Raw genomic sequence first — 22,731 nt, 5'->3', positions numbered from 1 at the left:
CGCCTTGATTCCACCGGACGCCTTCCCTAATGTGAGGCACCGACCGCTGTGGGTCGTCTGCCTCGACCTTCCCTCTCGCGAGGCGCCCGGCGGTCGGTTGCAAAGGAGTCCGTGCCGGTGGCAACCACGCCCCCTCAACGTCACGCCCCGAGCGCGCCACCCGGCCGGCGGGCCGGGTTCCGACGGGTGGTTCACCGTCTGGTCACCCTGGTCGCGGCCGCCGCGGTCGGCGCCGGAATGCTGACGGCCCCGGCGCACGCGGCGCCGTCGGTGGACGAGATCGACGCGCAGATCGACAAGCAGTGGCAGCAGCTCGAACCCACCATCGAGCAGTTCAACAAGGTCCGCTCGCAGCTGCGCGCCAACCAGAAGAAGTCCAAGGCGCTGAAGGACAAGATGGTGCCGCTGGAGCTGGCCTCCACGCTCGCCATGAACAAGGTCGGCGACATCGCGGCCCGCTACTACATCCAGGGCCCGTCGCAGGAGCTGGGCGCGTTGCTGGTGAACTCCAAGCCGGGCGCGCTGGCCGAGCAGCTGGTCATGCTGGACCGGATCGCCGAGGACCAGCGCCGCCAGATCGCCGGTGTGCTCAAGGTGCGTGACGAGTACAACAAGCAGAAGGAGAAGCTCGACGCGCTGATCGCGCTGGAGATCAAGCAGCAGAACGATCTCGCGGCGAAGAAGAAGCAGATCGACACGGAGATCAAGCGGCTGACCGCCATGCTGCCGGTCACCTCGATCCGCCCGGCGGGCTGCCCCGCCGTCGACGGTGTGGTGAGCAGCGCCGCGCGGACCGCGATCAAGACGGCGTGCGCCCAGGTCGGCGACCCGTACGTGTGGGGTGCCACCGGCCCTAACTCGTTCGACTGCTCCGGCCTGACCCAGTACGCGTACAAGGCGGCGGGCATCTCGCTCACCCACTTCACCGGCGCGCAGTGGAACGAGGGCCGCAAGGTGTCCCGCTCCGAGGCGAGACCGGGTGACCTGGTGTTCTTCGGCTCCGATCTGCACCACGTCGGGCTCTACCTCGGCAACGGCGTGATGGTGCACGCGCCACGTACCGGTAAACCGGTCCAGGTGTCGAGCATCAGCACGATGCCGATCGCCGGCTTCGTCCGGGTCGCCTGACCGTACCCCGTACCACCGAGAGGCCCCCGGTCCGTCACGGACCGGGGGCCTCTCGCCGTGCGGTGACAGGTCAGCGCGGCGCACCGACCGGGGACGGCAGGATCAGCACGTCGTCCAGGTTCACGAACATGATCCGGTGGCCGAACTGGACCTGCACGTAGCGGTTCTCGCCGCGTACCACGGTCCGGTCACCCGGGGCCGAACCGTCGAACGAGACGGCCCGGTAGTACTCGCCGGGCAGCACCCCGCCGACCGCGTACCGCTGGCCGGCGGCGAACGTGTACTGAAGCGGCGAGATGGTCTGGTACGGGATGGTGTCCGGGTAGGCGGCCTGCTCCGGGTAGGCCCGCCCGTACACCGGGATGGTGGCCTTGCCGGGCCGCGGGGTCACCACGAAGCCGGTGGCCCACTTCGCGGTCGGCGCGGAGGCCGGGTTGAGGAACCACGCCTTCTGGCCGAGATACCAGATCGCCGTCCAGTCACCCTGCCGGCCGGCGAGCGCGTACGTCTGACCGGCCGAGGCGCGGGCGCCGTGGTCGGAGATGTACATCGTGTCCGGCGTGCCGTCCGGGCGCAGCCCGAGGTCGTTGACGAGCGGGGCGTCCGGGCTCGGCGCGGTCCGCAGGATCACCGCCGAGGAGCCGCGCGACGGGCACGGCTCGGCCGGCGGCCTGGGCGTCGGGACGCCCGGCGGCTGCTGGTTGCAGCCGGTGAACGCCGGCCGGTTGGTGGCGAAGTCCGGGTCGATGGTGACCAGGCCGGTCCGCGCGGTGCCGGTGGTGCGGAACGGCGCCTTCATCAGGTCGAAGTAGTGCGACCAGTCCCAGTACGGTCCCGGGTCCCAGTGCATGCCGCCCACCGCGCCGGCGTTGATGCCGGGCACGTTGTCGTGGCCGATGATGTGCTGCCGGTCCATCGGGATGCCGAGCTTCAGCGCCAGGTGGCGCACCAGCTTGGCGGAGGTGCGGTACATCGCCTCGGTGTACCAGGTGCCCTGACCGGCGAAGCCCTCGTGCTCCAGGCCGATGGACTTCGCGTTGACGTACCAGTTGCCGGCGTGCCAGCCGACGTCCTTGGTCTTGATGTGCTGGGCGATGTAGCCGTCCACCGAGCGCAGCGTGTAGTGCCAGCCCAGGTAGTCGGCCCGCTTCACCAGGTCGACGCTCGGGCCGAAGTAGCCCTCGGTGTCGTGGATGACGATGTACTCGATCTTCTGCTGCTTCGGCCGGTCGCCAAGATCGTGGTTGCCGTAGTCACCCGGGTCGTCGCTGAGCTGCTCGTACGGCGCGGGGATCCACTCACAGGCCAGCCGCACCGGGCACTCCAGCCCGTCCGGCCGCTCGGCGTTACGCAAACCGAGCCGGGCCAGCCGGGAGCGGTCCGGCGTCGCGGCGGTGGCGGCGAGCGTGACCCGCTGGCCGTCGTCGGTGGTCCGGCTGGCGCCCTGGCCGAGCTGGTCGTACACCTCGTCGGCGAAGGCCGCCGCGCCGTCGGTGGTGTCCGCGCCGGAGTACCGGGCCACCGCGCCGTACCAGGCCGCCGGGTCGGTGCCGGCGCCGACCGGCCCGCCCAGAGCCTTCTGGTACGACGCCAGCAGCGCCGCGCCACCGCGGATGTTCGCGGCCGGGTCGGTCCGCAGCGTCCCGGCGTCGAGCCCGGTGAGCGCGGCGGCGGCGTCGAGTGTCTGGAGCGAGGCGGGCGGCAGCGGGGCCTCCCGCTCCGGCGTGGCGGCCGTGGCCGGGTCGAGCTTCAGCGGACGGGAGTCGTCGCCGCGCGGGTCCTCGTCCTCGTCCACGTGGGCGCTGCCCGGCATGGCCAGGATGTGCGCGGCGTCGGTCAGGTGCATCGGGCCGTAGCCGCCGCTGGTGCTCGGCTGCCCGGTGTGGGTGTCCCAGCGGGACTCCAGGTAGGAGACACCGAGCAGCACGTTCTGCGGGACGCCGTACTCGGCGGCCGCGGCGGCGTATTGTTGTTGCCTGTCGCTCGCGGGCGGGGACGTGTCCGGCGCGGCGGTCACCGGGCCGGTCGTCGCCAGCGCGGTGGCGGTGGCCACGGCGGCGGCGAGCAGTATCCGTCTGCCCGACGGCGGGGCGGAGAGGTGCATCGAACCTCCTGGACAGGGATGGGGGTCACTGCGTCTCCACCCTCACTCCGCACACCCGTGATGGTCAATACCTTTCCAGTAAGTAATCAGCCGTGAAAGAAAATTTCACCTCCGTCAGTGGTTCGCCGCCGGATCGCGTACGGAGTGTCACGTCGCTGGAAGTTGCGGATCGATAACGGTGGTCCCTACTCTGGTGAATCGTCGGCCGTACGTCTCACCGTCCAACCCGGTCGGTGACGGACCGGCACCGCCGAGTCGCCAGTGGGCGAGCCGGGGAACCAGGTACCTGGGGTGAATCCGCAGCGATGCGGTAGGGCGGCTCCCTTCCCGCCCGAATCCGTCAGCTAACCCGGTAGGCGGAACTGAAGAAGGAGTACGGACGCCGGTGGCACTCCATGCCCCGCGGCCGTCGTCGAGCCGGTCTGTCGACCGGTCCACGGCTGTGCCGCGTACCCGCTGGTCCCGCTTCACCACCGCCCTCGCCGCCCTGGTCGGCACCGCTGTCGTCCTGACCGGTGGCGCCACCGCGGCACACGCCGAACCCTCGGTCGCCGAGATCGAGGCCCAGATCGACCGCGACTGGAACAAGCTCGAACCGGTCATCGAACAGGTCAACGCCGTACGCGAACAGCTCGCCGCGCGGCGCGAGCAGGCCGACGCGCTCGGCCGGCAGATCGCACCCCTCCAGGCCCGGGTGGACGCCGCGCTCGGCCAGGTCGGCGGGCTCGCCGCCGACGCCTACAAGGGCGACAACCTCTCCACCGTCAACGCGCTGCTGGGCAGCCGCTCGCCGGGTGACCTGGTCAACGGCCTGGAACTGCTCGACCGCTTCGCGCACCGCCAGCACGAGCAGGTGCGCTCCGTCGCCGCGCTGCGCGACGAACTGGCGGCGAAGAAGAAGCCGCTGGACGAGATGATCGCCGGGCTGGCGCGCACCGAGGCCCAGCTCGCGGCGAAGAAGAAGCAGATCGACGCCGAGATCGCCCGGCTGCAGAAGCTGCGGCTCAAGGTGTACGGCAAGGGCGGCGGCGGCCCGCTGCGCCCGGCGCCCTGCCCGGCCGGCTACCCCGGTGGCGCGGCCGGTGCGGCGGTCAAGTTCGCCTGCGCCCAGATCGGCAAGATCTACGTCTGGGGCGCGGCCGGGCCGGACCACTTCGACTGCTCGGGCCTGACCCTGGCGGCGTGGGCCAAGGGCGGCGTGTCGCTGCCGCACAACGCACGCCAGCAGCACGGCGTGACGAAGCGGGTCAGCCGTGCCGAGCTGCGTGCCGGTGATCTCGTCTTCTACTACGGCGACCTGCACCACGTGGCGATGTACGTGGGCGACGGCTGGGTGGTGCACGCCTCCCAGTCGGGCAAGCCCATCACGATGAAGCGGGTCGACGACGGCGACATCAACAGCTACGGCCGGGTGTAAGGAAGGGCCCCCTCTTAACGCCTCCGGTAGAGGAGGGGGCCCTTCTTAACAACTGCGGGCGTCCGTCAGCGCGTCGGCCAGGTGCGCCAGCTCTGCCAGGACCGGCTCGGCGTCGGGCCGCGCTGCCCCTGGTAACGCGAGCCGTAGACGGCCGAGCCGTACGGGTGCTCGGCCGGCGAGGAGAGCCGGAAGATGCAGAGCTGGCCGATCTTCATGCCCGGCCAGAGCGTGATCGGCAGGTTCGCCACGTTCGACAGCTCCAGCGTGACGTGGCCGGAGAAGCCCGGGTCGATGAATCCGGCCGTCGAGTGGGTCAGCAGCCCCAGCCGCCCCAGGCTCGACTTGCCCTCCAGCCTCCCGGCGAGCTGGTCGCCCAGCGAGATCACCTCAAGCGTGGAGGCGAGCACGAACTCGCCCGGGTGCAGCACGAACGGCTGTCCCTCCGGCACCTCGACCATCGAGGTCAGGTCGTCCTGCTGCTTCGACGGGTCGATGTGTGTGTAGAGATGGTTGTTGAAGACCCGGAACAGCCGGTCCAGGCGTACGTCGATGCTCGACGGCTGCACCAGCGTCGGCTCGAAGGGCTCCAGCGCGAGCGTGCCGGCCTTGATCTCGGAGACCAGGTCGCGGTCGGAGAGCAGCATCCGAACACCATAGCGACCGGTATGGGTGACCTGCGTGTCGCACTACATCTTCGTACACGTGTTCGATAGAGTGTCCACATGGCTTCCTGGTCCGAATTCGCCGCCGACGAGCCCCGCCTCGCCGACGAGATCCGCCTCCTGATGCAGCAGTATGGGCCGGGCTTCGGCTACCTCGCCACGGTCCGCGCCGACGGCGGCCCCCGGGTCCACCCGGTCTCCCCGGTGATCACCGCCGACGGGCTCTGGTGCTTCGTCGTCGACTCGCCGAAGCGCCGCGACCTCGAACGCGACGGCCGTTATGCGCTGCACTCGTTCCCGCCGGAGGAGAGCGACGACGAGGCGTACATCGCGGGGCGCGCGCGGCAGGTGACCGACCCGGCCACGGTGACGCGGCTGGCCCGGATCGCCCGCGCGGCGCCACAGGGCGACTGGCGGCTGTTCGAGTTCACTGTCGAGGCGGCGATGCTGACCCGGCGCGACCCGGTGGCCCAGCCCGGCGCCGCCCCGCCGCAGGTGCGGGTGTGGCTCGATCCGCGCGGGGCCGAACCGGCCCGGCGTGACCCGGTCGCCGCCGAGGGCCTTCGCGGCCGGCACGGCTTCGACACCCGCCGCCCGGCCGCCTGACCCGGCTCACGACGAACGGTGCCGGCCCGTCCGAGGACAGGGCCGGCACCGGTGTACGCGGTACGACGGTCAGGCTGCGCGGTAGGCGTTCCACGCGGTGAGCATGCGGCTCGCCTGGCCGGCGGTGAACTGGTACATGCAGGAGTCGTACGTGTAGTCCATGAAGTTGGTGATCGGGTCCTTGCCGGCGGTCGAGCAGGTGTCCCGGCCGGTCGGGCACTGGTACGCCGGGGACGCCTCGGCCGGGGTGTCGGAGACGCTGTCGCCCGAGCCGGAGCAGCCGCCCTGGAAGGTGTGGTAGAGGTTCAGCCAGTGGCCGACCTCGTGGGTGCCGGTGTCACCCTGGTTGTAGTTGGTCGCGGTGCCGCCGGGCAGCGACTCGTTGAGCACCACCACGCCGTCCATCTTGTCCAGCGTCCGCTTCGGGAACGTCGCCCAGCCCAGCAGGCTGTCGCTCAGCTCGCCCAGGTAGATGTTCAGCGTGTTCTTGCCGCCCTCACGCAGCGAGGTCTTCATCGAGCGCTCGGCGGAGGAGCCCTGCACGATCGGGTACCACGACGGGTTCGTCACCCGGTTGATCTTCGTGAGCTGGAACCCGAACGCGGTGGCGGCGCCGCCGGTCGAGCCCGCGTACGACTGGTTCAGCACGGTGATCTGCTGGTTGATCATCGAGTCGGTGATGTTGCCACCGGCCCGGGTGCTGTTCTCCTGGATAACGTGCACGACGACCGGGATCGTCACGGTGGCCAGCGGGGCCACGGCGCCGGTCCGGAAGTTGGCCCGCTCGCGCTGCGCGGCGGCGAGGTCGGCCTCACGGTCACGGACCTGCTGGGCGGTCAGGTGGTTGGGGTCGAGCTTGGCGTTGCCGCCCTTCGCGACGCGGGCGTTCGCGTGCTCGTCGGCGTGGGCGTCGGCCGGCTCGGCGCAGGTGCCGGCCGGGGCGGCCGAGAAGGCCGAAGCAGCGGGGACGACGCCGACGGCGGCGGTGCTGAGCAGCAGCGCGAGGGTCGACGTCGCGACACCGGCGGTACGCCGGGTCAGCAGGTTGGGACGGAGTCCCATGGGCCCACCTCTTTCTGACGGCGTGCCAGGGGGTGTGTCACGCCGGTTCGGAAACGTGGGGCAGACGTTACATCCCATCGACGCATTTGAGAACGCCCATACGTTTCCGACGTGCAACTTCGCGCGGGCCGGCTCCGGTGGGTGCTTGACTCACTCCAGTTCGGGGAGGTGGCGGGGTCAACCGCCCGCCGACGCCGCCACCTCGTCGAGGTGGGGCGCGCACCTGACTGCACGGGAGCGGTGACCTTCAGGTAGAGTGGTGCCGCCTGCGGGTGTAGTTCAATGGCAGAACATCAGCTTCCCAAGCTGACAGTGCGGGTTCGATTCCCGTCACCCGCTCCAACGTGAGGCCCCAGCTCAGGACAGGTTCCTGGCTGGGGCCTGTTCGTGTGCTGCCGCTCCGTGCCCGGCGCCTCGGCGACGGTCGCGGAGCGGCTGAGGCGCCTCGCCGGCGGAAGCGCCCCGGCTCCGGGACGGCGAAGACCGTCGACAGCCGCCGGGCCTGTGGAGGGGGCGGGAGGTCGTCCCGCTTGCGTTGACTCCGGCAAGCCGAGAGGGTCGCCGCCCGGCCGCCAGAGTCCCCACTTGCCTCGAAGTGTGCTTCCCGGCGGCGGCCAGGGGAAGTTGCGGGCAGGTGAGACCCTGCTGACGTGCCTACCGCGCATACCTTGAGCGTCGCGATCTCAGTTTTCGCCGCGATCCTTTCTGTCGTCAGCCTCGGCATCTCTGTTCTGATTTATGGACGACAGAGAACCAGGCTCGGTGTCCGGGTGGGGTGGGCGGTGGGAAGGTATCCCGATGGCACTCTTACCCGAGGACTGCAGTTTGAAGTAGCCAACGACGGTCCGGCCGCCGTTCAGATTTCGAGCATCGTCCTTCGGGCGGGCTCCACACTGGGCAGCTCCATGTCCGGGGGGTTGATGATCGGGCCGGATCTCCCGGTCACCATCGAGGGCCACCACTCGCAGAGCTGGACGCTCTTCGTGCCTTCCATGCTGGCCTCGATGACTGAAAGAGACATGTTGTCCCGCCAGTTCAAGGTCTCGGTGTATCACGACGGAGGGCAGCCGGCCATGCTTCGTTTCTCCGGGTATGACTTCGGTGCCGACCTGCGAAAATACAAGGAAATGACGGCGAAGCACGGCAGTCCGCCGACCGTGGAATTGACCTAGCGACTCGATGGGTCAGGTAGACGACTGGTCGTCGCCGTTGCCCGGGGTAGCAGATTCCGAAGCTCCCGCACGATGCTCTCCTTCGGGTCCTCCCCCGCCTCGACATGACCTCCCGGCAGGTCGCACACATTGGGGTAGTGACGGCGTGGCCGTCAGCGGAGATGCCCCCACGGTCGGCGGCTCGACTGACACAATGCGGCGTGCGCTCACGTCTGCGGATGATCAGGGTGACGACCGAGCCGGTCCGCGTACGGGAGACGGCCACCGTCGACCTGCCCACGAGCGCGGAGGCGGCCTTCGGCTTCCTGTGGGACCCGGCCTCGTCGGTCGCGCTGCACGATTCGGTGGAGCTCGGCGTGACGCTGCCCGGCCCGAAGGGAGTCGGCGAGATCCAGGCGTTCGTGCATCGGACCCCCACCGGCCGGATGGGCGTCATCCACGAGGTCGTCGAGATGGAGCCGGGCCGTCGTGCCGTCACCCGTACCCTCATGGTCGGCTGCCCCAGCGGCGGCGAGCTCACCGTTGTGCCGCTCGGACCCGGCTCGTGCCGTCTCACCCAGGAGTTCTGGGTGGAGCTCCCGGCGGGCATGCCGGTGGATGCCGGCGCGCAGATGCGCCGCGAGTACCGGACGCGGCTGGCGGAACTGACCCGGCGGCTCGCCGCCTGGGCCGGTCAGGCGCCCCGGGGCACCGCGCTCTGACACTCCCCCGGGGGAAACTCACTCCGGTCTGCCTCCACGGTGCTCAGCCGGATTGCGATCTCGCGGCCTGCGGCACCCGAATGCGGCGGTGTCGATGCGATGAGTCGCGGGCCGCCGCCGGGTCTGACCGGGAAAGAGCGGCAACCGGAGGAGCGGACCCATGGGCAAGTTGATCGTGACCGAGTTCCTGACCCTTGACGGCGTGGCGCAGGCGCCCGGCGAACCGGACGAGGACCGCGAGGGCGGCTTCAACCACGGCGGCTGGCAGATGCCGCTGCTCGACGACGAGTCCGGCGCGGTGATGTTCCAGCAGGCGAGCAGCATGGACGCGCTGCTGCTGGGCCGCAAGACGTACGACATCTTCGCCGGCTACTGGCCGAAGGCGTCGGATGAGATCCCCTTCACCGGCCTGCTGAACGGCGTGCCGAAGTACGTGGCCAGCCGTACGTTGGCCGAGCCGCTGGCCTGGGCGAACTCGACGCTGGTAAACGGTGACCTGGCCGGGCGCGTCGCCGAGATGAAGGACCGGCACGACGAGGTCCACGTGATCGGCAGCCTGGACCTGGTGCAGTCGCTGCTGCACCTCGGCCTTGTCGACCGGCTCAACCTGTGGCTGTACCCGGTCGTGCTCGGCACCGGCAAGCGCCTGTTCGGCGAGGGGACGGTGCCGAGCGCGCTGCGGCTCGCCGAGTCGGTCACCCACGCCCACGGCACGCTCCAGCTGACGTACGAGCCGGCCGGCGCTCCCGCCTACGGGGACGCCGCCGCTTAGGGCGCGCGGAGGTCGAGCACGTGGCGCAGGCCGGGCTCCCCGGCCAGCTCCACCGGACCCTCGGGTACGAAACCGGCACGCTTGAGCACCGCCAGCGAGGCCGGGTTCGCCAGCGCCGCCGAGGCGACCAGCCGGCGCAGCCCGTACTCGGTGCGGGCCAGTTCGCAGACGCGCCGTACGCCTTCACTCGCGAGCCCGCGCCCGGCGGCGCGTTCGGCCACCCGGTAGCCCAGCTCGGCGCTGCCGTCTGCGACGTCGACCAGGTTGAACCGGCCGAGCACGGTGCCGTGGTCGCCGACCAGCACGTGGAAGTGGCAGGTGCCGCGTTCCTGCTCGTCCAGCAGGGCCGCGTGCCGGGCGGCGTACCCGGTGAAGAAGTCGTCGCCCCGGTCGGGGACGTACCGGGCGAAGTAGGCCCGGTTCTCCCGCTCGAACCGCAGTACGGCGGGCGCGTGGTGGGCGGCGAGTCGTTCCAGCTGCGGCATCGGCTCAGGCTAGGCGCCGGCCGGGTAGCAGCGCAGTTCGATTGTGTTGCCGTCCGGGTCGCTGACGTAGATCGAAGTGGCGGTGCCGCGCGCCCCGAAGCGCGGTACCGGGCCGGCCAGCACGGTGAACACCCCGGAGTCGATCACTCGCTGCCAGTCGACCGGCTCAACCACCAGGCAGAAGTGGTCCACGTTGGACCCGCTCGGGTCGCCCTTGATCAGGTCGATGATGGTGCCGGCGTCGACGCGTACGGAGGGGAAGGGCACCTCACCGGCCCGCCACCTGTCGACCCGAACCGGGGCCAGGCCGAGCGTGCCGCAGTAGAAGTCGAGGGAGCGCTCGATGTCGCTCACCGAAAGCACGAGGTGGTCGAACCCGGTCACCGTCACGAGATGGTTCCGCATGCCGTCTACCCTGGTCCGGCACGCCGACCCGGCCAAGCCCGATCCGGACTACGATCGTTGACCCGCAGGCAACGACGGAGGTGCCCGGTGCTGGAGCGGTACGAGGTCGAGACGTTCCTGACCCTGGCCGAGGAACTGCACTTCGGGCGGACCGCCGCGCGGCTGCGGGTGAGCACCGGCCGGGTCAGCCACGTGGTGCGCAAGCTGGAACGCCGGATCGGCGCGCCGCTGTTCGAGCGCACCAGCCGGGTCGTCCGGCTCACCCCGATCGGCGCCCGCCTGGCCGAGGAGATGCGCCCACTGGTCGCAGGCATCGAGGCGGCGGTGCGGCGGGCCGTGGATGCCGGGCGCGGGCTGACCGGTGAGCTGCGGGTGGCGTACGTCGGCGAGTCGACGGCACCCGTGCTGCTGCGCGCGGTGGCCCTGTTCACCGAGCGTCACCCGGACTGCGAGGTGCGCGTGCACGAGGCGCCCCTGGCCAGCACCCGGTCGAGCCTGATGGACGGCACGATCGACGTGCTGATCGCCTCGTACCCCTTCGACGGCATGGCGAACGGCCCGGTGCTGGTGCGCGAGGGCCGGGTGCTCGCGGTGCCCGCCGATCACCCGCTGGCCCGCGAGGAGTCGGTGTCGCTGGAGGTGCTGGGTGACCATCCGGTGGTGCGGTACCCGGCGGTGACCTCGGCCGCGTTCAAACAGGACCGCACGCCGGACCGCACCCCGTCCGGCCGTCCGGTGCCGAAGGGTCCGGCAGGTGGCAGCTTCTCCGAGATGCTGGCGCTCGTCGCGCTGGGGCGCGGGGTGCTGCCGGTGGGCGAGCAGGCCCGCCAGTTCTACGCCCGCCCGGACGTGGCCTACGTGCCGATCCACGACGCGCCGCCGATCTGTCGCGGTCCGGTGTGGCCGGCCGGGAACACCACCTCCCGGGTACGCGAGTTCGTCCGCGCGGCTGCCGACGCCAACCCGCTTCCGCCGGACTGACGTGTCGTACCCGGATGGCAGCATCGGCCGGATGCGGGACGAGATCCGGGCACTGGTCGAGGAACTGCCACCGGGGGACGATCTGGAGGCGCGGCACCGGGAGGCGGCGCTGGCCTGGCTGGCCGGCACGGAGGACATCTTCCGCCGGGCCAAGCCGCGTACGCCGTCGCCGCACCTGGTCGCGTACTTCCTGCTCCGCGCCCCGGCCGACGGCGCGGTGCTGCTGGTCGACCACCGCCTTGCGGGGATGTGGCTGCCGAGCGGCGGTCACGTCGAGCCCGGTGAGCACCCGGCCGACACGGTGCGCCGCGAGCTGCGGGAGGAGCTGGGCGTGGCGGCGGTCTTCGCGCCGCCGTTCGGTGAGCGCCCGGCGTTCCTCACCGTCACCGAGACGGTCGGCCCGCCGGAGCAGCGGCACACGGATGTCAGCCTCTGGTACGTGTTGTCCGCCGACCGCGGCCAGCGGTTCACGCCCGATCCGGTGGAGTTCGCCGGCATCCGCTGGTGGACGCCGGCCGAGGTGGCAGACGCACCGGCCGGCACGATCGAGCCGCACCTGGGCCGGATGCTGACCAAACTGGCGGCAGCGACGCCTTGACCCGTCCCCTGCGGCAAGGCCCAGCGTGACCGGTGCCGGTCGCGGTGACCGGCACGAGGAGCGCGAGGGAGACACGGTGCGACTGCTGACCATCGGGGCGTTCGCCCGCGCGACCGGCCTGAGCGCCAAGGCGCTGCGCATCTACGACGACTGCGGGCTGCTGCCCCCGGCCGCTGTGGACCCGCACTCGGGCTACCGCTACTACGCGCCGGAGCAGGCGGACCGGGCGCGGCTGATCGCCGGGCTGCGCCGGGCCGGGATGCCGCTTGCCGACATCCGTACCGTCTGCGGTCTGCCGCCCGCTGCCGCCGCCGAGGCGCTCGACGCCTGGTGGCGGCGGGTCAGCGCGGACACCGCGGCGCGCGGCCGGGCAGTCGCGCTCCTCGTCGGCACGCTCAGCGAGAGGGGCACCACCATGTCCGAGACCACCTTCCGGTACGCGACGCGCTGCGAGACCGGCGCGGTCCGCGACTCCAACGAGGACACCGCGTACGCGAGCGCGGCGCTGCTCGCGGTCGCCGACGGCGTACGCGGTCCCGCCGGGTCCACTGCCAGTGCGGCGGCGGTGGACGCGCTGCGGCCGCTGGCGGAGGCGGACGCGTCGCGGGGCGACCTGCTCGGCGCGCTGGCCGACGCGGTGAGCCGGGCCGATCAGGCGGTACGCGCGCACGCCACCGACGCCGACCAGCCCGCCACCACGCTCACCGCGCTCGTGCGGCGCGGCACCCGGCTCGCGCTCGCGCACGTCGGGGACAGCCGGGCGTACCTGCTGCGCGGCGGCGAGCTGTCCCGGCTCACCCAGGACCACACGTACGTGCAGACGCTCGTCGACCAGGGGCGGCTCACGCCGGCGGAGGCCCTGGCGCATCCGCGGCGGGCGCTGCTGGCCCGGGCGCTCGGCGCGGGCGGGGAGGTGGAGGCGGATCTGGCGCTGCGTACCGCGCTGCCCGGTGACCGCTACCTGCTCTGCTCCGACGGCCTGTCCGCGGTGGTGGGGCCGGGTGCGCTGCACGCCGCGCTGACCGAGGCGGACGATCCGGAGGCCGCCGTCGCGCGCCTGGTCGAGCTGGCGTACGCGGCCGGCGCACCGGACAACATCGCCTGCGTGGTCGCCGACCTGGCGACGTGATCCCCGCGACCCGGGTCGGACTGTCCGACCCGGGTCGTACCCTGGCGCTCATGCGAATCGGCATCGTGATCCTGCCCGACCAGCGCTGGTCGGAAGCGCGCCGGCGGTGGGCCCAGGTGGACGAGTGGGGCTTCGACCACGCCTGGACCTACGACCACCTGGGCTGGCGTGACCTGGTCGACGGGCCGTGGTTCGACTCGTGGACGACGCTCACGGCGGCGGCCGGCGTGACGTCCCGGGTGAAGCTGGGGACGCTCGTGGCCTCCCCGAACTTCCGGCACCCGGCGGCGTTCGCCCGGCAGGTCACGGCGCTCGACGACGTGTCCGGCGGCCGGGTGCTGCTCGGCCTCGGCGCGGGCGGCATCGGCTTCGACTCGGCGGTGCTCGGCGGCGAGACTTTGCCCCCACGGCAGCGCGTCGACCGGTTCGCCGAGTTCACCGAGCTGCTCGACGCGATCCTGCGGGAGGACGGCACGACCTGGCGCGGGGAGTGGTTCACCGCTGTGGACGCCCGCAACAACCCGGGGTGCGTCCAGCGGCCCCGGGTGCCGTTCGTGGTCGCCGCGAACGGTCCCCGCTCGATGCGGCTGGTCGCCCGGTTCGGGCAGGGCTGGGTGACCACCGGGCTCGGCGGCGACGACATCGAGGCGTGGTGGGGCACCGTGGCGGAGCTGTCCGACCGGATGACGCGGACGCTGGAGCAGGCCGGCCGTGACCCGGCGACGCTCGACCGCTATCTGTCGCTCGACTCGGCGCCGGTGTTCTCGCTGACCAGCGCCGACTTCCTCGCCGAGCAGGTCGGGCGGGCGGCCCGGCTGGGCTTCACCGATGTGGTGACGCACTGGCCCCGGGCCAGCAGCTGGTACGCGGGTGACGAGGCAGTGCTGGTGGAGGCGGCGGCGCTGCTGCCCGAGCTGCGCCGGGCCGGTTAGGTGCCGACGCCGCCTTCGGTGGAGACGAGCCGGAACCGGAGGCAGACGACGGCTGTGTCGTCGGTGACCGGCGTGCCCTGCCGGGCCCAGTAGGCGGCGTGGCCCTCGCGCCACTCCTCGATCGACCGGTCGCCCTCGCCCTCGGCGCGGGCGAAGTCCCACGGCACGTCGGCGAAGCGCACCACCCCGACGCCTGTCACCTCGATCACGGCGACGAACCGGTCGTCGTCGTCGACGAGCACCTGCCGCTCGCCGACGGTCTCCAGTTCCTCGCCCTCCTCGTCGTACTCCCGCACGAGACCGGCGGTGGCGGTCTTCACGCCGGAGAGCACGAGGGTGTTGAGCCGGGTACGCAGCTCGCCGGGCGTGCCGAGGGCGAGTGCGCGCAATCCACCGATGCGGGGCCACATGCCGCCGACGCTACGGCACCGTACCGCCGGCGCTCACCCGGTTTCCCGGCGTCTCACGGCAGTTCGTCGCCGGTGAGCAGGGCGCGCAGCCTCAGCCGCCCGGCCACCTCGGGTGGGCAGGTCGCCACGAGCGCGGCTGCGCCGATCAGGTCGGCTCCGGCGTCCGCGACGACCCGGCGCAGCGCGTCCAGTTGCGCGCCGGTGTCGACCCAGTCGTCGACCAGCAGCACCCGGTCGCCGGGGCCGAGCCGCCTCCCGTCCACGCCGACCCGCAGCCGCCGTCCCCGGTAGTCGGGGGGTGTGTCGGCCCAGCGCGTCGGCCCGGGCCGGCGTCGCCCGCCACCGTCCTTGTACGCGGGCAGGAAACCCGCGTCGGCGGCGACCGCGACGAGCGGGCCGAGCAGCAGCCCGGTCACCTCCGGCGCGATCACGACGGTCGGACTGGTGCCCGGGAACAGCCCGGCCAGGGCCGGCCCGACCTGGGCCAGCACCTCCGGGTCACGCCACCAGCCGGAGATGTCGCTGACCAGGTGGGTGCTGCCCGGCCCGGGGTCGATCCACCGGAACAGCTCGACCAGGCGACGAGTCAGCACGGGTTCCATCCTGGCGGATCGGTGGGCCGTTCGGCCGATCGACTCTGGCGTGATCGGCTACACGTACCAGGGTAAATGCGGGCATAGCACCATGATCACGTTGACTTCGGAAGTGCTTCTCTCGTTACGGTCCGGGCCGGTTTGTTCAGTTGACGAAAGGACCGGGCCGGTGGCTGCTAGGCACCTTCGTACCCGCAAGTTCTCCTCGCCCGCCGCCATCGCCGCGACCGCCGCGGTCGGTGTGGCCCTCGCGGTCGGCGGCACCGTCGGCGCCGTGCGGCTCACCGCCGGCGAGCCGCCGGCCGAGCCGGTCGCGGTCGAGGCCCTGCCCAGCACTCCCGCCCCCACCTCGGCCGCCCCCTCGCCGAGCGCGTCTGCCTCGCCGAGCGCGAGCCTCAGCCCGTCGCCGAAGGCCACCCCGAGCCCGAAGGCGAGCCGTACCCAGGCGGCCTCCCGGAGCAAGCCCCGCACCACCGCGCCGTCGCCGACGGCGAAGAAGACGAGCGGCCCGAAGGTCGTGAACAGCGGCTCCTGCGGCGCCTCCTTCTACGCCGAGGGCCAGATGACGGCGAACGGCGAGACGTTCAACCCGAACGCGCTCACCGCGGCGCACAAGACGCTGCCGTTCAACACGAAGGTCCGGGTCACCAACCCGGCCAACGGCAAGTCGGTGGTGGTGCGGATCAACGACCGCGGCCCGTTCATCGACGGACGGTGCCTGGACCTCTCCCGCGCCGCGTTCGCGACCATCGCCGCCACCGGCCTCGGCCACGTGAACGTCCGGTACGAGGTGCTGGGCTGACCGGCCACTCGGGCAGAACTTCCACAACCGACGGGCCAGGTTCATTCTCCCGCTCACATCCATCAGGCATGCTGTCCGATGTACGCACGCAACCCTTCCAGCCGGGCCGCGGCCCGCTGAGTCCCGGATCCCGCGCCGGCCTCGGCGCGGCCCTCGCGCTGCTCGCGATCGTGGTGGCGGTGGAGCTGGCCGACGGCCGCCCGGCGCACTACCTCGCGCTGATGGTCGTCGCGCCGTTCCTCGCGGCGGCACTGGCGTCCTGGCGGGTGGTGCTCGCAGTGGGCGGCCTGGCCACCGCCATCGGGATCGCCTTCGCCTTCGCCGAACGGGGCAGCCCGCTGGTGACAGTCGTCAACGTGACGGCGGTCGGGGCGGCCACCGCGATCGCGGCGGCCACGGCGGCGATACGCCAGCGCCAGGCGGAGCGGATCGCGGAGCTGACCCGGCTCGCCTCGGTCGCCCAGCAGGCGGTGCTGAGACCGCTCGGACCGCAGGTCGGCACGCTGGCGGTGGCGGCGCGGTACATCTCCTCCACCGCTACCGCCGAGATCGGCGGCGACCTGTACGAGGTGATGGACACCCCGTACGGCGTCCGCATGATCATCGGTGACGTACGCGGGAAGGGGCTGGACGCGGTCCGCCTGGCCAGCATCGTGCTCGGCTCGTACCGGCACGTCGCGTACGAGCGGGCCGACCTGCGCGCGGTGGTGACCGACCTGGACCGCGCGGTGGCCCGCAACGTCGGCGACGAGGACTTCGTCACCGCGGCCCTGGTCGAGGAGCGCGGCGGCACGCTGACCATCGTCAACTGCGGGCACCCGCCACCGCTGCTGCTGCGCAGGGGCGCGGTGATCCCGTTGGAGCCGCCCGCGCCCGCGCCGCCGCTCGGGTTCATGCCCGTGGTCCGGCCCCGGGTGGAGCGGCTGGAGCCGGGTGACCGGCTGCTGCTGTTCACCGACGGGCTGGGCGAGGCGCGCCGGGACGGCGAGTTCTTCCCCACCGCCGACCGGGCCTGGCGGCTGCTCGGCCACGGCACCGTCGCCGACGGGCTGGCCTCGCTGGAGACCGCCCTGGTCGAGTGGGTGCACGGGCGGCTCGACGACGACATCGCGCTGGTCCTGATGGAGTACGTCGGCCCGCGCAGCGCCCCCGCCGCGGCGGTGCCGAGCTGGGAGGTCGGCGCCGCTGACGGATGAACGGGAAGTGTGTAATCGCTGTCACTTCCGAGATCCGCTTGTCGTTGCCTACCGGCGAGTAATACAGTCTGGAGTTACTGATCGGTAACACCTGTCCGGAAGCGGGGCCAGCGAGCATGACCCACTACAAGAGCAATGTGCGGGACCTCGAGTTCAACCTGTTCGAGGTATTCGGGGCGGACCGGACGCTCGGCCAGGCCCCGTTCACGGACCTGGACGTCGACACCGCCCGCAGCTTCCTCGGTGAGGTCGACCGCCTCGCCCGCGAGGACCTGGCTGCCAGCTACTCGGACAGCGACCGCAACCCGCCGGTCTTCGACCCGGCGACGTTCACCGCGCCGCTGCCGGAGTCGTTCAAGAAGTCGTACAAGGCGTTCATGGACTCCGAGTTCTGGCGCCTGGACCTGCCGGAGTCCCTGGGCGGCACCAACGCCCCGCGCGCCCTCTGGTGGTCGCTCGCCGAGCTGGTGCTCGGTGCCAACGCACCGATCTGGATGTACGCCTCCGGCCCGTCCTTCGCCCACGTGCTGCACGTCGAGGGCACCGAGGAGCAGAAGAAGTGGGCCCGGCTGTTCATCGACAAGCAGTGGGGCTCGACCATGGTCCTCACCGAGCCGGACGCCGGCTCGGACGTGGGCGCCGGCCGTACCCGCGCGATCCAGCAGCCGGACGGCTCGTGGCACATCGAGGGCGTGAAGCGCTTCATCACCTCCGGTGAGCACGACCTGAGCGACAACATCGTCCACTACGTGCTGGCCCGTCCGGTCGGCGTCGAGGGCGTCGGCGGCCCCGGCACCAAGGGCCTGTCGCTGTTCGTCGTGCCGAAGTACCACTTCGACCCCGAGACCGGCGAGCTGGGCGAGCGCAACGGCGTCTACGCCACGAACGTCGAGCACAAGATGGGCCTGAAGGTCTCGAACACCTGCGAGGTGACCTTCGGCGAGCACGGCGTACCGGCCAAGGGCTGGCTGCTGGGCGAGAAGCACGACGGCATCCGCCAGATGTTCATGATCATCGAGTACGCCCGGATGCTGGTCGGCACCAAGGCGATCGCCACGCTCTCCACCGGCTACCTCAACGCGCTGGAGTACGCCAAGAACCGGGTGCAGGGCGCCGACCTCACCCAGATGGCCGACAAGACCGCGCCACGGGTGACCATCACCCACCACCCGGACGTGCGCCGCTCGCTGCTGCTGCAGAAGTCGTACGCCGAGGGCCTGCGCGCGCTCGTCTGCTACACCGCGACCTGGCAGGACAAGGTCTCGATCGCCGAGGCGGCCGGTGACGAGAAGGCCACCAAGCTGGCCAAGCGGGTGAACGACCTGCTGCTGCCGCTGGTCAAGGGCGTCGGCTCGGAGCGGGCGTACGAGCTGCTCGGCCACGAGGCGCTGCAGACCTACGGCGGTTCCGGCTTCCTCCAGGACTACCCGCTGGAGCAGTACGTCCGGGACGCCAAGATCGACACCCTGTACGAGGGCACCACCGCGATCCAGAGCCTCGACCTGATCTTCCGGAAGATCGTCCGGGACAACGGCAAGGCCCTGATGGCGGTCGCCGCCGAGATCCAGGAGCACATCGCCTCCGAGGCCGGCAACGGCCAGCTCAAGGAGGAGCGTCAGGCGCTCGGCAAGGCGCTCGCCGAGATCCAGAACATCCTCGGCGTGATGACCGGCTGGCTGGGCGAGGCCCAGGGCGGCGACACCCGGGCGCTCTACAAGGTCGGCCTGAGCAGCCGCCGGTTCCTGCTGGCGATCGGCGACCTGGTGGTCGGCTGGCTCCTGCAGAAGCAGGCGGACGTGGCGCTGAAGGCGCTGGCCGGCGAGGTCTCCGCCGCCGACAAGTCCTTCTACGCCGGCAAGGTCGCCGCCGCCCGGTTCTTCGCCCGCGAGGTGCTGCCCCGCATCGGCGCCGACCGGCGGATCATCGAGGGCACCGACCTGGAGATCATGGACCTCCCGGAGGACGTCTTCTGAGCCCTTCCGGGGGCTTTCACCCCTGAAGCGTCACTCTCCCCCTCATGACGACGGCCGGCGGGCACCAGCCCGCCGGCCGTCGTCGTGCGCGCGCCAGGGGGTGGATAGGCGGCCCGGTGGCGGGTAACCGTCGCGGACCACGACCGAGTACGCCCAAGGCCATCGCACGGGGGAGTGCAGCGCACATGGGCATTGGTAGCGCCATCTTTCTCATCGCGCTCGGCGCGATCATGACCTTCGCCATCCGGGCCAACGTCTGGTGGATCGACCTGCGTGCGGTCGGCTGGGTGTTCATCCTGGCCGGGCTGGGCGTCCTGCTGACGACGCTGTGGTTCTGGCAGGACCGCCGCAAGCGGGCCCGCACGCTCATCGTGGAGGAGAACCGGCTGTCGCATCCGACAGCGATGATGCCGCCGCCGCCCGACCCGCCGCCGCCGACCGCCCCGCCGTCCTGAGGTCGCCTCTCAGCGGCCGATCCGGTCCAGCTCGGCGAGGTCGTCGCCGGAGAGGGGCAGGCCGGCGCCGGCGACGTTCTCACGCAGGTGCGCGACGGACTTCGTACCGGGGATCAGCAGGATGTTCGGCGAGCGCCGCAGCAGCCAGGCCAGGGCGACGCCCATCGGCGTCGCCCCGAGGCGTGCGGCCACCGCGGACAGCGCCGAGGACTGCAACGGGGTGAAGCCGCCGAGCGGGAAGAACGGCACGTAGGCGACGCCCTGCCGGGCCAGCTCGTCGATCAGGTCGTCGTCGCCGCGGTGGGCCAGGTTGTACTGGTTCTGCACGCAGACGATCGGCGTGATGGTCTGTGCCTCGGCGACCTGTTCCGGCGTCACGTTGCTCAGGCCGAGGTGGCGGATCACGCCCTCCTGCTGGAGCGCGACGAGCGTCTCCAGCGCCTCGGCGAGCGAGCCGGGCTGCGGCCCCGTGGCGTCGCCGAGCCGCAGGTTGACCAGGCCGAGCGCGTCCACGCCGAGCGTCTCCAGGTTCTCCCGGACCTGCCGGCGCAGGCTCTCCGGATCCCGGGCCGTGGGCCAGCCGCCCTGCTCGTCCCGGTCCGCGCCGACCTTCGTGACGACGTGCAGCGATTCCGGGTACGGGTGCAGCGCCTCCCGGATCAGCCGGTTGGTGACGTGCGGCCCGTACGCCGCGCTGGTGTCGATGTGGGTGATGCCGAGCGCGACCGCCTCGCGCAGCACCGCCAGGGCGCCGTCGTGATCGGCCGGCGGCCCCATGACCCAGGGCCCGGCGAGTTGCATGGCGCCGTAGCCGAACCGGGTGACGGTCAGGTCGCCCAGGGTCCAGGTGCCGCCGGGAAGGGTGGTGGGTGCCATACGTGTACCTCTGGCTCTCGTCGTCCGTTGGCGGCTCCGCCGGGGTGACGGCGCCGAGTTCCACTATTGGCGTGTAAGTTTCTGGTGGGAAGTAGGCACCTGAAAGTGCGTAGCTCGCCGGACGGCAGGAGCAGGGATGAGCAAGGCGGAGTACGACGCGTTCCTGGCCCAGTGCCCCAGCCGGCAACTGCTCGCCCGGATCACCGACAAGTGGGTCACGCTGGTGCTGGCCGCGCTGCGCAGCGACGGCTCGCACCGGTTCGGGGCGGACTGCGCCGGTGAACCGTGCCCGAGGCGGTACTCCGAGTTGGCCCGCACCCTCCCCGGGGTCAGCCAGAAGATGCTCACCCAGACGCTGCGCGCCCTGGAACGCGACGGCCTGGTCACCCGCACCGTGGAGCCGACAGTGCCGGCGACGGTCACCTACGAGCTGACCGGCCTCGGGCTCTCCCTGCACGAGACGATCCGGAGCCTGAAGGTCTGGGCGGAGGCGAACATGGACGACGTGCTCGCCAACCGGGCGGCCTACGACAGCCGGGTCGGCTGAAGCCGTACCGCTCAGGCGCGGGCGGTGTGCCGGGCGGTGAGTGGCGCGCCTCCCGGGGCCAGGTCGGCCCACCCGGTCGTCGGCAGGTGCACCACGAGATCCGTGGTACGCAGCCCGTCCGGGTCCGCCCGCTGCGGGTCGAGCAACGCCGAGAGCAGCGAGACGCCCGGGTTGTGGGCCACGAGCAGCACGGTGCCGGCGGTCGGGTCGACCGTCCGCAGCAGATCCAGCAACTGGGCCGGGTGCGCGTCGTACGCGGTCGTCTCGTACCGCACCGCTGGGAGCGGTCCCGCCGGGCCGCCCTCCGGCGGTGAGCCGGTCATGCCCGTCGCCACGTCGTGCCAGGTCTGCCGGGTGCGCCGGGCCGGTGAGCAGAGCACCACGTCGGGAAGCAGCCCCTGCCGGGCGAGCCAGGCGCCGGCCACCGCCGCGTCGGCGTGTCCCCGCGCGGTGAGCGACCGCTCCGCGTCCGGGCCGTTCGCGGACTGCTCGGCCTTGGCGTGCCGCAGCAGCACCAGCGTCCGCTGCCCGTTCCTGCCGTCCGTCATACCGCCCAGCTTGCCTGATTGACGATCAAAGCGCCTGGGTATGTCGATGGGTGCCGCTACCTCATCCATGGCCGCGGCGGGCAGGAAACGCCAGCAGGACGCCAAGGAGGCGACGTCATGGGCATCGGTGCCAGCATCTTTCTCATCGCGCTCGGCGCGATCTTCGCGTTCGCCGTGGACGCCGACCTGGGGTGGCTGAACCTCAACGTGGTGGGCTGGGTGCTCATGCTCGCCGGGGTCGCCGGCCTGCTCACCACGCTCTACTTCTGGAACAGCCGCCGCCGGGTGGTGGCCGCCCCGGTGCGCGAGCAGGTGGTCGCCGAGCCGGTGGTGCCGGTGCGCGACGACCGCGTCGTGCGCGAGGAGTACCGCGAGGTGCGCCGTCCGGGCTCGGGCTACCCGGCCTGACCCCCCGAGAACCCGAGGGCCCCGCAACGGCGCGGGGCCCTCGCGCATGCCCGGGGAGCCGCGCCGGTGACGCGGCCCGGCTCAGGCGAACAGGGCGAAGTAGATCGCGATGTGGTGGCAGATCGCCGCGACGAGCGTGCAGGCGTGGAAGAACTCGTGGTGCCCGAAGACGGTGGGCCACGGATTCGGCCGGCGCAGCGCGTAGAACACCGCGCCCACGCTGTAGATCGCGCCGCCCGCGCTCAGCAGCACCAGCGCGGTGACGCCACCTTCGCGCAGGATCTGGGGCAGCATGGCCACCGCGACCCAGCCGAGCGCCAGGTAGAGCGGGGCGGACACCCAGCGCGGCGCGTGCGGCCAGATCAGCTTGACCGCCACGCCGGCGATCGCGCCACCCCAGACCAGGCTCAGCATGATCGTGGCCTGCCGGGTGTCCAGCAGCAGCGCGCAGAACGGCGTGTAGGTGCCGGCGATGAACACGAAGATCATCGAATGGTCCATCCGGCGCATGATCTGGTAGCCGCGTTCGGACCAGACCCGCCGGTGGTAGAGCGCGCTGGTGCCGAACAACCCGCACACGGTGAAGCTGTAGATCAGGCAGCTCACCAGCGGCGCCCAGCCGGGACGACCGGCGGCGATCGAACAGAGCACGATGCCGCAGACGAGAGCGGCGAAGAACGCGTACGCGTGCAGCCAGCCGCGCATACGCGGCTTCCCGATGTCGGCCGGCCGGAGCCGGAACGGTGCGGAGGTCGTCACCTCAATAGGT

The 22,731-nt window shown here is 71.6% G+C and carries 26 protein-coding genes, 1 tRNA gene, 1 pseudogene and 1 riboswitch; of the genes and pseudogenes, 17 read left to right on the top strand and 11 right to left on the bottom strand.

What is annotated here, in order from left to right; genetic code table 11:
* Window positions 1–111: 111 nt before the first annotated feature.
* Complete coding sequence (locus tag AB0D28_RS13075; protein WP_357385292.1) at window positions 112–1,128, top strand: NlpC/P60 family protein; 1,017 nt, start codon at window positions 112–114, stop codon at window positions 1,126–1,128.
* Between the two features lie 70 nt (window positions 1,129–1,198).
* Here the strand turns inward: AB0D28_RS13075 and AB0D28_RS13070 are convergent, their stop codons facing one another.
* Window positions 1,199–3,232 (bottom strand): peptidoglycan recognition family protein, encoded by a 2,034-nt coding sequence (locus AB0D28_RS13070; RefSeq protein ID WP_357385290.1) that lies wholly within the window; start codon window positions 3,230–3,232, stop codon window positions 1,199–1,201.
* Between the two features lie 238 nt (window positions 3,233–3,470).
* Window positions 3,471–3,606, top strand: a riboswitch (cyclic di-AMP (ydaO/yuaA leader).
* 11 nt (window positions 3,607–3,617) lie between these two features.
* Here AB0D28_RS13070 and AB0D28_RS13065 point away from each other — a divergent pair.
* Window positions 3,618–4,649, top strand: a complete 1,032-nt coding sequence (locus AB0D28_RS13065; protein WP_357385288.1) for an NlpC/P60 family protein — start codon at window positions 3,618–3,620, stop codon at window positions 4,647–4,649.
* A 65-nt stretch (window positions 4,650–4,714) separates the two neighbouring features.
* Here the strand turns inward: AB0D28_RS13065 and dcd are convergent, their stop codons facing one another.
* Entirely contained in the window at window positions 4,715–5,293 is a 579-nt protein-coding gene (gene dcd, locus AB0D28_RS13060; RefSeq protein WP_354866296.1) for a dCTP deaminase, read from the bottom strand.
* A 78-nt stretch (window positions 5,294–5,371) separates the two neighbouring features.
* On the opposite strand from dcd, the gene AB0D28_RS13055 reads away from it, so the two are divergent.
* Complete coding sequence (locus AB0D28_RS13055; RefSeq protein ID WP_357385286.1) at window positions 5,372–5,917, top strand: pyridoxamine 5'-phosphate oxidase family protein; 546 nt, start codon at window positions 5,372–5,374, stop codon at window positions 5,915–5,917.
* Between the two features lie 69 nt (window positions 5,918–5,986).
* On the opposite strand, the gene AB0D28_RS13050 is transcribed toward AB0D28_RS13055, so the two are convergent.
* Window positions 5,987–6,979, bottom strand: coding sequence for a zinc metalloprotease (locus tag AB0D28_RS13050; protein WP_357385284.1), 993 nt, complete (start codon window positions 6,977–6,979; stop codon window positions 5,987–5,989).
* Between the two features lie 268 nt (window positions 6,980–7,247).
* Between AB0D28_RS13050 and AB0D28_RS13045 the strand changes: the two genes are divergently transcribed.
* Together AB0D28_RS13045 and AB0D28_RS13040 are read left to right on the top strand one after the other, a co-directional pair.
* Window positions 7,248–7,321: transfer RNA gene (locus tag AB0D28_RS13045), tRNA-Gly, on the top strand.
* A 326-nt stretch (window positions 7,322–7,647) separates the two neighbouring features.
* The gene (locus AB0D28_RS13040) at window positions 7,648–8,151 is read left to right on the top strand and encodes a hypothetical protein (RefSeq protein WP_357385282.1); all 504 of its coding nucleotides are present in this window, start codon (window positions 7,648–7,650) and stop codon (window positions 8,149–8,151) included.
* On the opposite strand, the pseudogene AB0D28_RS13035 reads toward AB0D28_RS13040, so the two are convergent.
* A pseudogene (locus AB0D28_RS13035) lies at window positions 8,148–8,285 on the bottom strand (NUDIX domain-containing protein); the annotation flags it as partial. The gene AB0D28_RS13040 and the pseudogene AB0D28_RS13035 sit on opposite strands and share 4 nt — an antisense overlap.
* An 84-nt stretch (window positions 8,286–8,369) precedes the next feature.
* Between AB0D28_RS13035 and AB0D28_RS13030 the strand changes: the two are divergent.
* Window positions 8,370–8,852, top strand: a complete 483-nt coding sequence (locus AB0D28_RS13030; RefSeq protein WP_357385280.1) for a hypothetical protein — start codon at window positions 8,370–8,372, stop codon at window positions 8,850–8,852.
* Between the two features lie 160 nt (window positions 8,853–9,012).
* Window positions 9,013–9,624, top strand: coding sequence for a dihydrofolate reductase family protein (locus tag AB0D28_RS13025; protein WP_357385278.1), 612 nt, complete (start codon window positions 9,013–9,015; stop codon window positions 9,622–9,624).
* Here AB0D28_RS13025 and AB0D28_RS13020 read toward each other — a convergent pair.
* Window positions 9,621–10,109: a GNAT family N-acetyltransferase gene (locus AB0D28_RS13020; RefSeq protein ID WP_357385276.1), complete on the bottom strand. Its 489-nt coding sequence runs from the start codon at window positions 10,107–10,109 to the stop codon at window positions 9,621–9,623. The two genes, AB0D28_RS13025 and AB0D28_RS13020, sit on opposite strands and share 4 nt — an antisense overlap.
* A 9-nt stretch (window positions 10,110–10,118) precedes the next feature.
* Window positions 10,119–10,514 carry a VOC family protein gene (locus tag AB0D28_RS13015; RefSeq protein WP_357385274.1) on the bottom strand — a complete coding sequence of 132 codons (396 nt, stop codon included), beginning with the start codon at window positions 10,512–10,514 and terminating at the stop codon, window positions 10,119–10,121.
* Window positions 10,515–10,601: 87 nt separating this feature from the next.
* Between AB0D28_RS13015 and AB0D28_RS13010 the strand changes: the two genes are divergently transcribed.
* From AB0D28_RS13010 to AB0D28_RS12995, 4 genes are all read left to right on the top strand, one after another.
* Window positions 10,602–11,495 carry a LysR substrate-binding domain-containing protein gene (locus AB0D28_RS13010; protein ID WP_357385272.1) on the top strand — a complete coding sequence of 298 codons (894 nt, stop codon included), beginning with the start codon at window positions 10,602–10,604 and terminating at the stop codon, window positions 11,493–11,495.
* Between the two features lie 31 nt (window positions 11,496–11,526).
* Window positions 11,527–12,093, top strand: coding sequence for an NUDIX domain-containing protein (locus AB0D28_RS13005; RefSeq protein ID WP_357385270.1), 567 nt, complete (start codon window positions 11,527–11,529; stop codon window positions 12,091–12,093).
* Window positions 12,094–12,169: 76 nt separating this feature from the next.
* On the top strand, window positions 12,170–13,222 hold the full coding sequence (locus tag AB0D28_RS13000) for a MerR family transcriptional regulator (RefSeq protein WP_357385268.1): 1,053 nt from the start codon (window positions 12,170–12,172) through the stop codon (window positions 13,220–13,222).
* A gap of 50 nt (window positions 13,223–13,272) precedes the next feature.
* Window positions 13,273–14,154 carry an LLM class flavin-dependent oxidoreductase gene (locus AB0D28_RS12995; protein ID WP_357385266.1) on the top strand — a complete coding sequence of 294 codons (882 nt, stop codon included), beginning with the start codon at window positions 13,273–13,275 and terminating at the stop codon, window positions 14,152–14,154.
* On the opposite strand, the gene AB0D28_RS12990 is transcribed toward AB0D28_RS12995, so the two are convergent.
* Complete coding sequence (locus tag AB0D28_RS12990) at window positions 14,151–14,564, bottom strand: ASCH domain-containing protein (protein WP_357385264.1); 414 nt, start codon at window positions 14,562–14,564, stop codon at window positions 14,151–14,153. The two genes, AB0D28_RS12995 and AB0D28_RS12990, sit on opposite strands and share 4 nt — an antisense overlap.
* 53 nt (window positions 14,565–14,617) lie before the next feature.
* Window positions 14,618–15,166 carry a phosphoribosyltransferase gene (locus AB0D28_RS12985; RefSeq protein ID WP_357385262.1) on the bottom strand — a complete coding sequence of 183 codons (549 nt, stop codon included), beginning with the start codon at window positions 15,164–15,166 and terminating at the stop codon, window positions 14,618–14,620.
* Window positions 15,167–15,326: 160 nt separating this feature from the next.
* On the opposite strand from AB0D28_RS12985, the gene AB0D28_RS12980 reads away from it, so the two are divergent.
* The 4 genes from AB0D28_RS12980 to AB0D28_RS12965 all read left to right on the top strand — a co-directional run bounded on the left by AB0D28_RS12980 (window position 15,327) and on the right by AB0D28_RS12965 (window position 19,583).
* Window positions 15,327–15,959, top strand: coding sequence for a septal ring lytic transglycosylase RlpA family protein (locus AB0D28_RS12980; protein WP_357385260.1), 633 nt, complete (start codon window positions 15,327–15,329; stop codon window positions 15,957–15,959).
* Between the two features lie 68 nt (window positions 15,960–16,027).
* Complete coding sequence (locus tag AB0D28_RS12975) at window positions 16,028–17,155, top strand: PP2C family protein-serine/threonine phosphatase (protein ID WP_357385258.1); 1,128 nt, start codon at window positions 16,028–16,030, stop codon at window positions 17,153–17,155.
* Between the two features lie 116 nt (window positions 17,156–17,271).
* Window positions 17,272–19,128: an acyl-CoA dehydrogenase gene (locus tag AB0D28_RS12970; protein ID WP_357385256.1), complete on the top strand. Its 1,857-nt coding sequence runs from the start codon at window positions 17,272–17,274 to the stop codon at window positions 19,126–19,128.
* Window positions 19,129–19,313: 185 nt separating this feature from the next.
* The gene (locus tag AB0D28_RS12965; RefSeq protein ID WP_013283345.1) at window positions 19,314–19,583 is read left to right on the top strand and encodes a DUF6458 family protein; all 270 of its coding nucleotides are present in this window, start codon (window positions 19,314–19,316) and stop codon (window positions 19,581–19,583) included.
* A 9-nt stretch (window positions 19,584–19,592) separates the two neighbouring features.
* Here the strand turns inward: AB0D28_RS12965 and AB0D28_RS12960 are convergent, their stop codons facing one another.
* Window positions 19,593–20,459, bottom strand: coding sequence for an aldo/keto reductase family oxidoreductase (locus AB0D28_RS12960; RefSeq protein ID WP_357385254.1), 867 nt, complete (start codon window positions 20,457–20,459; stop codon window positions 19,593–19,595).
* 136 nt (window positions 20,460–20,595) lie between these two features.
* Between AB0D28_RS12960 and AB0D28_RS12955 the strand changes: the two genes are divergently transcribed.
* On the top strand, window positions 20,596–21,006 hold the full coding sequence (locus AB0D28_RS12955) for a helix-turn-helix domain-containing protein (RefSeq protein WP_357385252.1): 411 nt from the start codon (window positions 20,596–20,598) through the stop codon (window positions 21,004–21,006).
* An 11-nt stretch (window positions 21,007–21,017) separates the two neighbouring features.
* Here the strand turns inward: AB0D28_RS12955 and AB0D28_RS12950 are convergent, their stop codons facing one another.
* Complete coding sequence (locus AB0D28_RS12950; protein ID WP_357385250.1) at window positions 21,018–21,554, bottom strand: histidine phosphatase family protein; 537 nt, start codon at window positions 21,552–21,554, stop codon at window positions 21,018–21,020.
* Window positions 21,555–21,671: 117 nt separating this feature from the next.
* On the opposite strand from AB0D28_RS12950, the gene AB0D28_RS12945 reads away from it, so the two are divergent.
* A complete protein-coding gene (locus tag AB0D28_RS12945; RefSeq protein WP_318331784.1) occupies window positions 21,672–21,962 on the top strand; it encodes a DUF6458 family protein in 291 nt (96 codons plus the stop codon).
* 81 nt (window positions 21,963–22,043) lie between these two features.
* On the opposite strand, the gene AB0D28_RS12940 is transcribed toward AB0D28_RS12945, so the two are convergent.
* Complete coding sequence (locus AB0D28_RS12940) at window positions 22,044–22,721, bottom strand: hemolysin III family protein (RefSeq protein ID WP_357385247.1); 678 nt, start codon at window positions 22,719–22,721, stop codon at window positions 22,044–22,046.
* Between the last annotated feature and the right edge of the window lie 10 nt (window positions 22,722–22,731).

It is taken from the genome of Micromonospora sp. NPDC048169, from assembly GCF_040652815.1.
GTDB lineage: Bacteria > Actinomycetota > Actinomycetes > Mycobacteriales > Micromonosporaceae > Micromonospora.
Note: the sequence above shows the minus strand (reverse complement) of the source record. Positions and strands in the feature narration are given on the sequence as shown.